The organism is Mariprofundus ferrooxydans PV-1 (genome assembly GCF_000153765.1).
GTDB classification, from domain to species: domain Bacteria; phylum Pseudomonadota; class Zetaproteobacteria; order Mariprofundales; family Mariprofundaceae; genus Mariprofundus; species Mariprofundus ferrooxydans.
In genome coordinates, this window is record NZ_DS022294.1 from 192,704 (window position 1) to 207,749 (window position 15,046).

The 15,046-nt window shown below is 52.1% G+C and carries 11 protein-coding genes; 6 read left to right on the top strand and 5 right to left on the bottom strand.

The annotated features are described in order from the left end of the window. The 3 genes from ftsY to SPV1_RS00890 form a co-directional block, all read right to left on the bottom strand. Positions 1–827 (bottom strand): signal recognition particle-docking protein FtsY (gene ftsY / locus SPV1_RS00880; RefSeq protein WP_009849186.1); only part of this gene is annotated, 827 nt, incomplete at its 3' end. Between the two features lie 133 nt (positions 828–960). Next, positions 961–1,392, bottom strand: coding sequence for a copper chaperone PCu(A)C (locus SPV1_RS00885; RefSeq protein ID WP_009849187.1), 432 nt, complete (start codon positions 1,390–1,392; stop codon positions 961–963). A 13-nt stretch (positions 1,393–1,405) separates the two neighbouring features. After that, positions 1,406–2,005: an SCO family protein gene (locus SPV1_RS00890; RefSeq protein ID WP_009849188.1), complete on the bottom strand. Its 600-nt coding sequence runs from the start codon at positions 2,003–2,005 to the stop codon at positions 1,406–1,408. 245 nt (positions 2,006–2,250) lie between these two features. On the opposite strand from SPV1_RS00890, the gene SPV1_RS00895 reads away from it, so the two are divergent. From SPV1_RS00895 to SPV1_RS00920, 6 genes are all read left to right on the top strand, one after another. Continuing rightward, entirely contained in the window at positions 2,251–2,748 is a 498-nt protein-coding gene (locus SPV1_RS00895) for a TlpA family protein disulfide reductase (protein ID WP_231288228.1), read from the top strand. A gap of 92 nt (positions 2,749–2,840) precedes the next feature. After that, entirely contained in the window at positions 2,841–3,560 is a 720-nt protein-coding gene (locus tag SPV1_RS00900) for a DsbC family protein (protein ID WP_018294442.1), read from the top strand. A 404-nt stretch (positions 3,561–3,964) separates the two neighbouring features. Further along, a complete protein-coding gene (gene rdgB, locus SPV1_RS00905; protein WP_009849192.1) occupies positions 3,965–4,546 on the top strand; it encodes an RdgB/HAM1 family non-canonical purine NTP pyrophosphatase in 582 nt (193 codons plus the stop codon). A gap of 137 nt (positions 4,547–4,683) precedes the next feature. Then, a complete protein-coding gene (locus tag SPV1_RS00910) occupies positions 4,684–5,952 on the top strand; it encodes an Npt1/Npt2 family nucleotide transporter (protein WP_009849193.1) in 1,269 nt (422 codons plus the stop codon). 245 nt (positions 5,953–6,197) lie between these two features. Beyond that, positions 6,198–6,713 (top strand): DUF2141 domain-containing protein, encoded by a 516-nt coding sequence (locus SPV1_RS00915; RefSeq protein WP_040881360.1) that lies wholly within the window; start codon positions 6,198–6,200, stop codon positions 6,711–6,713. 209 nt (positions 6,714–6,922) lie between these two features. Next, complete coding sequence (locus tag SPV1_RS00920; protein ID WP_009849195.1) at positions 6,923–9,214, top strand: hybrid sensor histidine kinase/response regulator; 2,292 nt, start codon at positions 6,923–6,925, stop codon at positions 9,212–9,214. A 179-nt stretch (positions 9,215–9,393) separates the two neighbouring features. Here SPV1_RS00920 and SPV1_RS00925 read toward each other — a convergent pair whose 3' ends face one another. Both SPV1_RS00925 and SPV1_RS00930 read right to left on the bottom strand, forming a co-directional pair. Further along, positions 9,394–10,608: an EAL domain-containing response regulator gene (locus SPV1_RS00925; protein ID WP_009849196.1), complete on the bottom strand. Its 1,215-nt coding sequence runs from the start codon at positions 10,606–10,608 to the stop codon at positions 9,394–9,396. Next, complete coding sequence (locus SPV1_RS00930) at positions 10,608–14,891, bottom strand: PAS domain S-box protein (RefSeq protein ID WP_009849197.1); 4,284 nt, start codon at positions 14,889–14,891, stop codon at positions 10,608–10,610. The genes SPV1_RS00925 and SPV1_RS00930 overlap by 1 nt, the downstream gene beginning before the upstream one ends. Between the last annotated feature and the right edge of the window lie 155 nt (positions 14,892–15,046).

Sequence of the window (15,046 nt, forward strand, 5' to 3'; positions counted from 1 at the left end):
CAGCGTTTCCCAACACCCACATAGCGGATCGGCAGACCGAATTTTTCGGTCAGCTGCAAAACGATGCCGCCTTTGCCCGAGCCATCGAGCTTGGTCACGATCAGGCCCGTCGTACCGGCCACCTCGCGGAATTTTTCCACCTGCACCACGGCATTCTGGCCTGTGCCGCCATCGACAACCTGCCACACCTCATGCGGTGCTGCGGGATATGCCTTGGTAATCACCCGACGCACCTTGGCCAGCTCATCCATCAGACCGCGATCAGTCTGCACGCGCCCGGCTGTATCCACAATCACCACATCATAAGCGCGCGCGAGCCCCCGCTGTATCGTATCGAAAGCTACTGCGGCCGGGTCCGCGCCCTCACTCTGACGCACCATATCGGCTCCGGCCCGCTCCACCCAAACCGCCAGCTGTTCCACTGCAGCGGCGCGGAAGGTATCACCTGCACCGACCAGCACCGATTTGCCTTCGGCCCGAAACATCGTAGCCAGCTTGCCGATGGTCGTCGTTTTGCCCGTACCATTCACGCCGACAACCAGCAGCACAAACGGGCCGTCTGTGGCCTGAGTGACCGGAGGTGCATCCGGCAGCATTTCCAGCATGGCCGATTTCAGTGCCGCTACTGATCCGCCTCGACGTTTGCGTACCGATTTGACCAGCGCGGTCGATAACTCGGCACCGCAATCGGCCATGATCAGGCCGTCCTCAATATCCATCCAGTCGTCAGCGGATAACACATCGACATCACGGCCGGGGATAAGCTGCGCCAGGCCTTCACGACTACGCGTCAAACCCTTTTTCAGTCTGGAAAAAAACGAGGACATAGCCACTCCTGATTTGTGTACTGCTGTTGATAGTTACCGATCTGACGACCTTCCGGACGAGACTCTAGCACTCCTCCACGGTTTCGCAGCTCGTCCCTGCATATCGAGGAAAATGCTGTACCCGCAGCCGCTATTAGTGGCGCATATCCCTGACAACCGCCGGCACCGTAAATGATTCTCCAGCAGCCGTTCTGAACTTGAAGCGTAATGTCTGGCCGGTGTGCAGTGCTTCATTCAGCCCCATCAGCATGATATGCATGCCACCGGGCTCAAATGAAACAGTCCCGTGTGCAGGCACCCTCACATGCTCCAACTCAAACATGTGCATGCGGCCCTCTTTCATCGCCATCCCGTGCATCATCACATGTTTTGCCGCTGCAGATTCAACCGCAGTCAGTATCACGTCACTGTCACCGTCGTTCTCCATCACCATATAAGCTGCGGTCGAATCGGATACCGGCGGAGCCAACCTTACCCACGCCTGCTTTGCCACGACTTCCCCGGCTAACGCTGCGGACGGGGACGCAATAAGTCCTGCCAGGATCATGATAATATATCTGCCCATTGTTCTCTCCTGTTCAGTCCAGCCAGCGACGCATGGCTTGTGCAATCAATTTTGGCGACGTTTTTTCATCAAACAACTCAACAATCTGCCCCTTCGCATTGACCAGATAAATAAATGTTGAGTGCTCAACCGTATAATTTTCGTCGGCTGCTGCTTTTGGCACGCTGAAACTCACATGCCAGTTTTGTGCAACCTGATTGAGTACTGTATTGCTTCCCGTGACTCCGACAATATGAGGGTCAAAAAAAGCTGTATACTTCTTAAGCAGATCCGGATGATCACGACGCGGGTCCACGCTGACAAAAATGCCTGCAGCATGGCTGGCCTCGCTCCCTTTCAGTGCATGCATCGCCGATGCAATCACTCCCAGCGCCATCGGACAGACATCCGGACAGTGGGTATAGCCGAAATAAACCAGTACAACGCGTCCCCGATAGTCGTGCAACGATACAGGGCCATCTGCCGACATGAGTGTGAAGTCACCCCCCATACGCTTGAGGTAACCGGGTATCTCCGGGCGTGCATGATGCCAGACAGACCAGCCGGCCACTCCCGCAGCAAATAAAAGCATCACAGATATAGCGCTTATAAGCTTCCAGTGCTTTTTCATCATCGCGCCATCATCCTTTCCGATCCATCAAGTTAGAGCGTGCAGGCCAGCGACCGGACACTGACTTTAAGCGGCATATTAGCAGTATTCGGAAACGCTAGACAAGTAACGGTGTTATATCCAAAGCAGACCTTCAGCTTGCCTGCCGCACGCAAGTCTTGTCCATGTTACCGGTGAAAAATATGACTTGCCCCGTTTTTTATGCAAGGTTTCTCCGCCACTCTCGACTCAAGTCAAAGGAGAACTCCATGCCCCAATTGCCTATACACCGTATGTCATCTCCCGCTCAGGCCATCCGGTGGATGATTGCCGCCCTGTTGCTGCTGGCATGGATGCCCGCTCAAGCTGCTTCCCTGCACTGGACGGATAGTAAAGGTGCAATGCATTCACTCGATGAATACAAGGGCAAACCGGTACTGGTGCATTTCTGGGCCTCATGGTGCGGCCCCTGCCGTCATGAGATGCCTGCACTGACCGCCTGGTTGAAGAAGCACCCGCAGGTCATAATTATTCCGATATCGCTGGACAGCAGTCTGGCAGATGCACAGGCATTTTTGACCAGCAATCACTTTGATCTGCCCGCCCAGTTGACTGACTCTGCCCAGGCGATGGGCATGGGCGCACGCGGCCTGCCTACCACCCTGGCAATCGCCTCGGATGGTACAATCAAAGCCCGCCAGATCGGTACCCTGCCATGGGAGGACCCCTCATTTTCAGACACCGTACTGAGCATGCTCAAGCCCTGATGCGCACACCCATACAGTGTACCGCTTCCCCCTTCACAGCGAAGGTCAATAGCCGCATCATGCGCACCAACATATTACCCTCCGGAGGCACCATGCGTTCACTACTACTGATCTTATCATGCCTGATTGCCTTACCCGCAATGGCAACAGAAGCCAATATCGAATCCATTCGCAGCCATGCGGCCGATGTACTGCGCAACACACCAATTGATGCGGTAACCCCCTCACCCATTCCCGGCCTGTTCGAGGTAAAGAGCGGCAGAAATATTTTCTACACCGATGCCGACGGCAGCCATTTTGTGATCGGCGCGCATATTATTGATTCAGTGGCGAAGAAAGACCTGACCCGAGCCCGCCTGGAAGAGCTCAATCGTGTGGAATGGAGCGTACTGCCGCTGGATAAGGCCATCGTATCCGGCGACAAAAACGGGAAACTGAAACTGGCTGTATTTACCGATCCGGAATGCCCCTACTGCCGCAAGTTTGAAAAGGAACTGGCCAAGGTTAAAGGCGTCAAGGTCTACAGCTTCCTCTACCCGCTGAGCTTCCACAAGCATGCCAAACGCTGGTCCACCGCGATCTGGTGCAGCAAAGACCGTCAGAAAATGATGACCGATATCATGGTTAATAATGCAGATCCGGCTGCCGGCACCTGCGACACACCGATTGACGAGATTGCAGCACTGGGCAAAAAGCTCGGCATCACCGGCACACCTACGCTGATTTCCGGCGATGGCAGACTCTCCCCCGGCGGCAAAGACGCCCCCCAATTGAAAGCCTGGCTGCAGGAAGCAAGCGCCGGCACCCACTAACAAGTCAAAAACATATAACCGCCGAGCGCACGAAGGAGACAGAGAAAAAGCTGATATAAGCGGGGTAGTCTGGTTTCTAGCCATACCCATAACGATATGGACGGTTGCATCATTTATCCGGACAGGTAACCAGCTGTTCAGCTCATATTTTCCCCTGCCTCCTTCATATTCTCTGTGATGAAATAATGTTTGAACAGGATTTTAAAACCATGCGCGAAGAGCGCGGATGAACTTCGCCCGTTAAATGCAACCGCTATGCCGAAAAGCTCAGCGCGGATCAGGCTGGCTGTCATACAAACAATAGTTATCAATAAGTACAAAAAAAATCTTGAACCACAAAGGCAGCAAGTAAAGTCAGCGTTTTGGACACTTTATACCTTTGTGGTAAAGGGGCATGGATAAAAATGAAACTGGTCGTTGCAAGTAACAATCAAAAGAAACGCAAAGAGATCGCAGCCATTCTCGGATCACTCGGCATTGAGCTGGTGCCTGCAGAAGAGACCATCAGCGTCGATGTGATTGAGGATGCCGACAGCTTTGCCGGTAATGCCCGGAAAAAAGCCGAGGCTTTCGCCAGCGCCAACGGATTGCCGGCGCTGGCCGATGACTCCGGCCTGTGCGTCGATGCACTGGGCGGTGCTCCGGGCATCTACTCCAGCCGCTATGCCGGCGAGGATGGCAGTGATGCCGCCAACAATGCCAAACTACTGCAAGCGCTTGCAGGCATTGATAATCGCAGTGCCCACTTCAGCTGCGCCATCCATCTGGCATATCCTGACGGGCGTGCCCCGGTCACGGCGGAAGGTCATGTTGATGGTATGATTTTATCGCAACCGGCCGGCTCATCCGGCTTCGGCTATGATCCGCTGTTCTACTGCCCAGAACTGGACAAGGTTTTCGCTGAAGCCAGTGCAGAGGAAAAAGCGAGCGTCTCCCACCGTGGCAGAGCACTGCGTGCGCTGGCAGCAGGACTCAATCCGGCCTGATCTCCACAGGTATATGACCACCATACGCCGCTATTTCCGCTGCAAAAAGACAAGATATTGCGTGTGCTCGCCATCCCCCCTATGCTACCTCTTCATGCCGTATGCATGCGACCGACCAAACATAGGAATCAGACTGCATGAAAAAGAAACCTAATCTGCCGCTGCTGCGCAGCGTACTGTTGTTCACGAACTATTTCCTGATCATCGCAGCGCTCTATCAACTGAAGCCGGCCAGCCGGTCGATCTTTATCGAACAGATCGGCAGCGCGAATTTACCCTATGTATGGATTGCCACCGCATTCTCTCTGGGCCTGATTATTTCCTATTATAACCGCCTGGTCGCGCATTTTTCGCGCATGCGCGTAGTGATTGGCACGATAGTGGTTCTGATCGCCCTGCTGGGTCTGTTCCGGTTACTGCTGGCATCACCGTCACCGGTTACCGCTTTCACCTTCTATATTTATGTTGATATTCTCAGCGTCATCCTGGTCGAGCAGTTCTGGAGCCTGACCAATACAATCAACACTGAACATGAGGGGCATCGCTGGTATGCCCTGATCGGCACCGGCGGCCTGCTCGGCGGTGTGCTGGGCGGCATGGGAGCGCATGCACTGATTGCCTATGCCGGTATGGATACACTGGACCTGCTACCGGTTGCCGGGCTGATTCTGCTGCTACTGATGGCACTGACACTGCTGATGCAGCGCTTCGGTCTGTATCATGAGAACGAGGCAGACACTGCCGCGACTCCCAGTGTCGACAGCGGCTTCTGGCACACCATTATCGGCAATCGTTACCTGACACTGATTGCCGCCCTGTTGCTGCTCTCACAGGTCATCGAACCACTGGTGGAGTTTCAGTTTATGCACGCCGTTGAAGCGGCCTACAGCGATCAGGAGCAGCGGACAGCCTATCTGGGCGGACTGTTCAGCCTGTTAAGCGGCGTGGCCATCGGCGTTAACCTGCTGATCACGCCACTGATACACCGCTGGATGGGCGCCATTGCCGGGCTGGCATTCCAGCCGCTGGCCGTGGCTTTCAGTACCCTGTTCTTCATATCCGCCCCCGGCCTGTTCACGGCAGCCACACTGAAAATCGCCGATCGCGGCCTCTCCTACTCGATCAACCGCGCGTCTAAAGAGCTGCTCTATATTCCGATCAACGCCGTGCTGATTTTTCAGGCCAAGGCATGGATTGATATGTTCGGCTACCGCGTCTTTAAAATATTGGGTTCGGTGATGATTCTGCTGCTGACCCAGTGGCTATGGTTCAGCGTTCCCATCACTGCCATCAGCTGGCTGACTCTGATCGTCTGTATCACATGGGGCGCGACACTGATTATCGTCAAGAAGGAGTTCCACAAGATCTCCCGCTATCGCACCAGTAACAGCGACGCGCCCGAATAGGCCAGATCCTCCTCACAGGTCAACCTACAGGTCTTTTCCGTTCCGTGAAATCAGGTCAACCCCGAGCTGCAGCACATACAGGTACCCCTGCTCAACGGCTCAACCAGCGTTTTCACACAGTCTGGAGAAAAAGTCTGTCAAATGCGTCTATAATTGTGACGGCGAATCAGCGTCAGACACCATAGTCACGATGAGATCGTTACGATACGCTTGAAGGCATACCGGTTGGAGCCGGGAGGAAGATCATGAATGAGCCACCCATTCGAAAGCCAGCAACAACCTCCACACTCAGGGGGGTGCAGGGACGGATTCCAATGAGCGCTCTATGCGCGGCGTGGCTTGCAGTACTGATGTTTGCGAGTCTTCCCGTCCTTGCCCAACCTCCATCATGCCCCGGGATTCATGTGAAGATTCTCAACATAAGAAACAGCACCGGAACCGTGGCGTGCGCCCTGTTCGAGTCGCCGAAGGGTTTCCCTCATGAATTCCTGAAGTTTGCAACAAACATTATGATCATCAAAATTCGAAAGGATCAGGCACGTTGCGACTTTGAAGACATCCCGCCCGGCAAGTATGCAATGGCCGTTGTTCATGATGAGAATATGAACGGCAAGCTGGACAGCAAATGGATGGGCATCCCCTCGGAGGGCTACGGCTTTTCCAACAACGCCAAAGCACTGCTGGGCGCGCCTTCCTTCTCAGCCGCCAGCTTCCGCTACGACGGGCGGAGTATCGATATGACGATGCGCCTGAATTACTGAGCGCCCGAAGGGTGACGTCCAGTGATAAATACTCCCATTTTTTTCCGTTAAAGGGCCATATTAAACCAGCCCTCCCGATGCTCTGAATAATATCAGCACGCAATATCTCAATCAGCGAATAAGGCACATGACTTGCTTATAATTAAATGTTTCAGTTCAAGGCAAACGCGTACCATGATAGTAGTGTATGAATATACCGGGGAAAGCAGATGCAGGACAACGAAAGGCTATCGCAATTCAAATCAATCGGTGAGATACACTCGCTACTATTTGATATCATGGATGATGGTGTCATTATCATCAACCATGAAGGCTTGATCATTGAATGTAATCCCGCCTTTCATCAGCGTCTGGGTTATCATAAACAGGAAATTATAGGTAAAAAAGTCGCTGAACTTGATACCCCGGAGTTTGCACCCAAAGTTTCTCAACGTATTAATGACATCATCAGCAAGGGGCGCGCTGTATTTGAGACGGCCCACTATCGTAAAGACGGCTCGATCATGCCGGTGGAGATCAGCGCACGTATTGTTTATGTGGATGGTGAGCAGCGTTTGATCAGCATTGTGCGCGATATCTCCGAGCGCAAGCATCTGGATATTGCGCTGCAGGACAAGGAGCGCAGATACAACGCCCTCGTCGAAACATCTGCAGATGGATTCTGGGTAGCTGATTCGCAAGGATGTTTTATCGAGGTAAACGATGCCTACCTGAAACGCTCAGGTTACAGCCGTGAAGAGTTTCTGAACATGCGAATTCCCGACATTGAAGCGACCGAAACAAGTGATGAGACCAGAAGGCATCTCGCGAAAATCATAAGTAAAGGGTACGACCGCTTTGAAACATGGCACCGCACCAAAAGCGGCGAGTTATGGCCGGTAGAGATTGTCACCACCTTTTATCCCTTCAATGGTGGTACGTTCATGGTTTTTGCTATCGATATCAGCGAACGTAATCGGGCTCAACAGGAAATTGCAGTCCAGCAAAAAGAGTTGTCGAAACTGTCTCAGGCACTGCAGCAGGCCGGTGAAGGGATCATGATCACCTCTCCTGATGCAACTATTGAATATATCAATCAATCATTTACTGACATCACTGGCTACTCTGCTCAGGACCTGATTGGCAAGAACACCTCGATACTTAAAAGTGAGGCGCAGGACCCCTCGGTCTACCGGGAACTCTGGCAAACCATCTCCCGCGGGAAAATTTGGGAAGGCGGTCTTATTGACAGAAGAAAGGATGGAAGCTTCTTCCCCATCCTGCTCTCAATCGCCCCTATCATTGATGAAGATGGAAAAATCATTCATTTCGTCTCAATCATGAAAGATGTTACAGAGCTAAAAAAACTGGAGCAGCAACTGCTGCAAGCACAGAAGATGGAGTCGATGGGGACACTGGTTGGCGGTATCGCACACGACTTTAATAACATGCTTGCTGCGTTACAGGGTAATGTGTTTCTGGCAACCAGAAACCTGGGAGACCGGCAGGTTGTTGGCAAAAGACTGCAAACCATTCACCAGCTTGTCTCAGATGCCAGCGGAGTCGTTAAACAGCTACTTACATTTGCCAAAAAGGATATTGTGGAGATCGAAGCTGTCGAGCTGAACACGCTGATCAAGGATGCCTTCAAACTGGCAAGAAGTACGATTCCCGAAAATATTGATCGTAGCCTGCATCTGAGCAATGAAATATTACCGGTGAATGCCGACAAGACCCAGCTACAGCAGGTAATGATCAACCTCTCAAACAATGCCCGTGATGCTCTGGAAAAAACCAAGCAACCAAAGATAGAATGGAGTTTGCATAAATATCAAGCTACCCCTGAGTTCAAAAAGTCACATCCTGAAACAGTTGAAGAGCACTTTGCCAGGATCACGATAAGGGACAATGGCTGCGGCATTAAGCGGATCCATTTAGAAGCTATATTTGATCCGTTTTTCACTACCAAAGAGCCGGGAAAAGGAACAGGTCTGGGACTTGCTATGGTCTTCGGCTCAATAGAAAGACATGGTGGCGTACTTGATGTAGAGTCAGACATAGGTAAAGGAACTGCCTTTCACATCTACCTTCCACTTATTCAGGCTGCGGTTGTTAACGACCCAATTCCACCATCCCTCTCCATACAGGGAAATGCGGAAACGATCCTTCTGGTTGATGACGAGGATAATCTGCGCGACACCACATCAGAGGTACTACAGGGCCTTGGCTATCAAGTTATTGAGGCCTGCGATGGAGATCAGGCACTACGTCTCTATTTAGAGCACCATGAGCAGATTGAATTAATCCTTTCCGATATCGTGATGCCCGGAATGGGAGGAGTGGAACTGGCCAGGGAGATTCGCAAGTTAAATGACAATATCCCGATTATTCTGGCCACTGGCTATGACAGAGCATTGGTCACATCCGGAAATGCAGATATTTCCAATTGCCATGTGCTGAGCAAACCCTATTCATTTGAAGCCGCAAGCCAGATGATAAGCCGGATGCTTTCAAAGCAGTAGCTAAATGAATCACCCGAGTATTCAACATTCAACCCCTGACGCCCCTGTATTCCATTGATCCGCACGCGTCGAATACATGCAGTAAGCAGGGAGCGACTTCGACTTGCAATGAGTATGATACAACCGGAAAATCATTTTCGTCGAAAGTCGCCGCGCCGCTCTCTCTTTTCAGGCTTTAATCAAGGAAAAAGTGTTTCACAGAGCTTGGGCCAGCCTTCCACCCAGGCAGGAATATCATCACCGGGCAACGGACGAGAGACAAAATAGCCCTGAACCTGATCACAACCCAGCATCTCAACCCGCTGCCAATCCTCCAACGTCTCGACACCCTCTGAAACGATTTCCATATCGAGTTTTTTTGCAATATCGACACTCGACTCAAGTAGCGACTTAGCCCTCTCATCTTCTGCTGCTCCCTGAACAAAGCTGCGATCAAGCTTAATCTCATCGAAGGGTAGATCTCGAAGCTGGGTCAGGTTGGAGTGCCCGGTACCGAAATCATCAATAGAGAGCGAGAACCTCTTAAGCCGCAAACGCAACAGAATATCCAGTGGACCGACCAGATCGTCCATCAGACGACTCTCCGTCACCTCTAACTGAAAGCCTGTTGGATCAACCCGATGCTTCTCCAAATAGCTGACGACACGCTCTGGAAACGTCAGATCGTAAAGACTGTCCATAGAAACATTGATAGCAATTTTGAGAGATAACCCCTGCTTCTGCCAATGGGCCTGCATATCGGCAGCCTTTTTGATCACCAGAAAGGTAAGCGCATCAATCAGACCATTCTCTTCGGCGACAGGAATAAAGGCATCGGGGAAAACCATACCTTTTTCCTTGCTCGGCCAGCGGACCAGAGCTTCGACACCAACCACCCGCTTGCTCGCAATGTCAATCTTCGGCTGATACCAGGGCTCCAGTTCCTCCGCCTCAATAGCCGCAACCAGCTCATCTACAGGGACCAGGTCCGGAGTAACATGCCCGTTCTTGCGAAGCACTTTACCTCGCTTGGCCAGCAGTACGGTCAGCTCATCCACTTTAAGGGGTTTGGACACCGAACCAAGCACCGACAGATTCCGGGCTTTTGCAAGACTTTCCGCCATGCTCAATGTACGGCTATCCTCGCCGCTAAAGAGCACAATATCGCCTTCATATGCTCTTTCAGCGAACAGCCGAAGCAGTTCTACACCATCTACATCCGGCATATTTAGGTCACTTAACACCAGCCCAATTGGCGTGTCAGAGCCTTCGAGTATAGCCAATGCATCGGGAACATTCTCAGCAGTGAATATTGCCTTAAAACCCAGCCTGCGAAGAATGAATGCTGTTGTTTCCAACACGAAAGGTTCGTCATCCACGACCAGAACAGATTGATTCGATACGATGGATTTCATCACTTACCTCGCCCCTGTTCGCTGGCATTACGCTGCTCAAGCCAGTCGCACACCTCTTCAAACAACAAACTAAAGCGGCTCACCTGCAGGTCAAGATCCTGCCCGTTTCCAGCCTTGCCGGCCTGCTCAATCGCCAGGCAGCAATCGGCCAACTCATTCGCGCCAACCGTTCGCGCAGCTGACTTCAGCTTATGCGCCAGCTCGCCTGCTTTCCTGAGATCTCCTTTAGCATGGGCAGTCTTTATCTGCTCGACAGTGGTCATGCTTGTTTCCAGAAAATCTGCATAAAACCTGGCCAGCATCTCCGGCTCATGACTGCCCAGCAAGGAGCTCAAAGCTTCAGGGTCTATCGACGGGCTGACTGCAGAGACGTCCGGCAGCAGATCCTCCCCCTGTTCAACCGGCCTGTCGGAAGACCATTTCTCCAGAATGCCACGAAGCTCAGGAATTTGCATCGGCTTGGTGACATAGTCGTCCATGCCTGCAGCAAGGCACTTCTCCGCCGTTCCTTTTAGCGCATCGGCAGTGATGGCGACGATGTTTGTATGCCTGATATCACCTTCCTCTTCACGAATGGCGCGGGCCAGATTATAACCATCCAACTCTGGCATATGACAATCTGTAAGCAGCAGCGGATACCTCTCTTTTCTCCACATCTCCAACGCCTGCACCCCATCTTCAGCCATCTCTGCAACAAATCCCAGCATGGCCAGTTGCTGGCGAAGCACATTGCGGTTGGTCTCGTTATCCTCTGCAACCAGAACAAGTCGTCCTTCGGCTTTCGCTTCTTCCCGTGTAGGGAGCTCGATGATATAGCTATAATCCTGCTCCTGATCTCCCTGCTCCGGCGATTCAAGCCCGGCAAGAGAGGCCACTGCATTGACCAGTGTGCTTCGCCGCATAGCGTTAATATCAAGCGCCATGCCATCCTCAGCGGACGGCCGCACATATCTTCGCCTGCCTCGGCCAATCATGAGGAAGCGAAGCTCTTTCTTTCCAGCCGCTATTTTCCTCATCTCCGCTCTCATTTGGTTTGTACGTTCTTCTTCGCCCTGACTATCGATAACCAGCAGCACCTCACCATCATTATTCACAAGCGTCTTAAATCGCTCAAGTGCATCTGCAGGTGTTGCGAGAGTGACTATGACACCTGCAAAACGGAGATAGACATCGATAATACGAACTGCTTCAGGGTGACCTTTTACCAGCAAAACTTGCAACCCGGCCAGCCCACTGTCTGGAGTCACTTGCTGGTCAAGTGCCACCTTCATGGTGAGCGCTACCGAGAAGCACGCTCCCTGATCCAGGCGGCTTTCCACCTCTATATGCCCGCCCATCATCTCGACAAGACGCCTTGAAATGGCAAGACCAAGCCCTGTGCCGCCAAATCGGCGTGTGGTTGAGCTTTCCGCCTGCACAAAGGGCCTGAACAACTTTTCCTGCGCATCGGCGCTCATCCCAATACCGTTGTCTTTTACTGACAAACGGATTTTAACATCCTGCTCCTCCACACTCTCCAGGGCAGCACTCACCTCTACCCGGCCCTGTCGCCCGCTTTTTAATCCGGCAGAGAACTTGATCGCATTGCCGGTCAGATTTAACAGGATTTGTCTCAGGCGCACCAAATCCCCCATCACTTCCGGGATTGCGGGTTCACAAAACACAAGCAGCTCAATGTTATTTTTTGCTGCCAGTGGCTGCATAGACTCAACACAACCCTCCACCACTCGCTGCAGGGAGACCGGAGCATCATCAAGCTCGAGCTTACCAGCTTCAATCTTGGAGAAATCAAGGACATCATCGATGATACCCATCAGGGTCAGGGAGGAGTCACGCGCCGTTCTGACCATGTCACGCTGATTAGATTCAAGTCTGGTGTGCTCAAGCAGATCGATGGTGCCGACCACACCGTTTAGCGGCGTGCGGATCTCATGGCTCATGGCCGCCAGGAATGATGATTTGGCACGGTTGGCAAGCTCTGCGGCCTCTTTCGCCTCTTTGATTTCCTTATCAGCCCGACGTTGCTCGGTGACATTGCTCTCTAACGCAATAAACTCAACCACTTCACCGGACTCATCCCGAATCGGCATGATTTCGATGTGCAGAATGTATGGCTCTCCGTTCTTACCATAATTGGTGATATCGGTCGCAACCCGCTCCTGCTTTCTTATCGCCGTGCCAAGACAGCTGACTGCATCCTGTTCGGTTTTCGGCCCATGCAGAAAATCGCCCGGTTTTCTGCCTATCACCTCATCGAAGTCATAACCCGTAATGTCAGTAAAGCCCGGATTCACCCACTTGATCTTCTGATCAAGCCCCGTAACCACCACTCCGTTATCGGTCTCGGCTGCCACCAGTGACATCATGCGCAGCTCATCTTCAATTTGCTTTCGCTCGCTGATGTCTAGTGAAAACGCAATGATTATATCATCCTTCGCATCCTTCGCCTTCACATAATCGACAATAAATTCGAGAGGGATAACAGAGCCATCCCTGGCCCGATGAAACGATTCCAGACGGGCCCATCCCTGCCCCCTGATCTCTTCCATAGTCTGGGGAAACAGCTCCATAGGAAATTCGGGAGCGATCTCGGGAATAGTCATATTCAACAGCTCTTCCCGACTGTACTTCAGGTAGTCGCACGCCCAGTCATTTACTCTGAGAATAGCTGCGGTATGCACATTGACCCAAAATTCGCCGATATTACCGCGCTCCAGTGCCCTCTTCGTAATCTCATTGGATTTTCTTTCAGCCTCCAGCTCAGCCTCGGCCTTCTTGCGCTGTGTCAAATCGCGCAGTGTTCCTGCAAAATGAGTACCGCTGTCGAGTTCAAACCGACTGACCGTCAGTTCCGCCGGGAACAGCGAGCCGTCGGAACGGATAGCCTCGACTTCTCGGCCAATTCCAATCACACGCGCGTCTCCGGAGTCCATAAAGCGTGAGATGTAGTCATTATGTACGCCGCGATGAGGCTCGGGCATCAGCATGCTCACATTGTTCCCGAGCAGTTCCGAAGCCTGATAACCGAACACCTTCTCTACGGCCGGATTTACACTCTCGATAATGCCAAGGTGGTTGATCACAACAACGCTGTCCACCGTGTGTTCCACCACAGCCGACAAACGATTCTGAGTCTCCTGAACCCTCCTTCGCCCCCTTCCGAAAAACAGTGCCAGCAACAGCAAAGCAATACTTGCCACCATACCTGCGGCATAGATGAGAGATCTCATCTCAAAGAATAGTGCATAGGCTTCGTCGAAGTCCTGCTCAACCGTAAGACCGAGATCCAACGCTTTTTCCCATTGCCAGGCCCCTACTACCTTTATACCGCGATAATCGGGGTACCCTGAAATATCAAACCCCTGATTGCCTTGCGTGGCGCTGGCGGCCATTCGGGTGAGCCCTGTTGTCCGGCTTTCGCTGTTATCGCGAATATAAACCCGCGTCACGCTTGATTCGTTCGGCTTGATCAAGCCCATGTTGATCAGGTCTTTTCGAAAACGGCTGGGACTGAGCATCAACCCCTGACGATCAAAGAGGTAGGCTTCGCCTGTGTGGCCCGGTCGGACACGATCTAACAGTGCGAACAGGGTCGCGTTTGGATCAATGCGCAAAGTCAGCAACGCGATAATCCGCCCTTTTTGATCGCGAATAGGACTACCGACAAACATATTCAGGTCGCGTGTACCCACATCAACTGCCGTCTGCTTCGGCATCGGCACATCGGAGAGCTGCACCTGACTGATCACCACTTTACCCTGCCACATTTTCCTGATCAGATCGGGCTGTTCTGCCAACAGGTTTACCGTACCCACATTGATATCACGTGACGAGGCCAGACTTATATTATTGCGATCGATGATAAAAAAACCACGCAGGTTTCCGCCCTTGAGAAAGCTGAGAAACATGTTTCGCAGCCTCTCCTGCTCAGGAGCCGTAAGAAGTGACCGCTTGTCTCTGGGTGATTGAAGAAGGGACTCTGTCTCTTTCAGGAGAGCTTCGTCAGTAGCCAGGTTCTCTACAACGGCCTTTCTGTCATGACTCCAAATCTGAATGGACTGACCGGCACTTTTCAGAAGTGTTGTCAGTTGATTTTCAACCCTTTGCTCATAGCCACTGTGAATAAGGTTGATGGCACTGACTGCAGAAAACCAGACAATAAATAGTGATACAAGCAATAATAGCTGTTCCGCTCGATGCAGCCCGGACCAACGCGTAATGGAAATCAATAGGCTATTATCCGGCTTGTTGATCGGCTTTCCCGCGGAATCCACTTCGTTCATTCGCCCTCCGCCGCCGGAGCCCTTTCAGCTGTTTGGCTAACTACCGGTTCAGCATCAGCATAGCTTCTGATTCAGCAAAAAGAAAGTAATGCAGAGACCACATGCAAAGTAGCTTACTTTGCTTATTCAATGGTTCATAACAGATCAGGCACCAC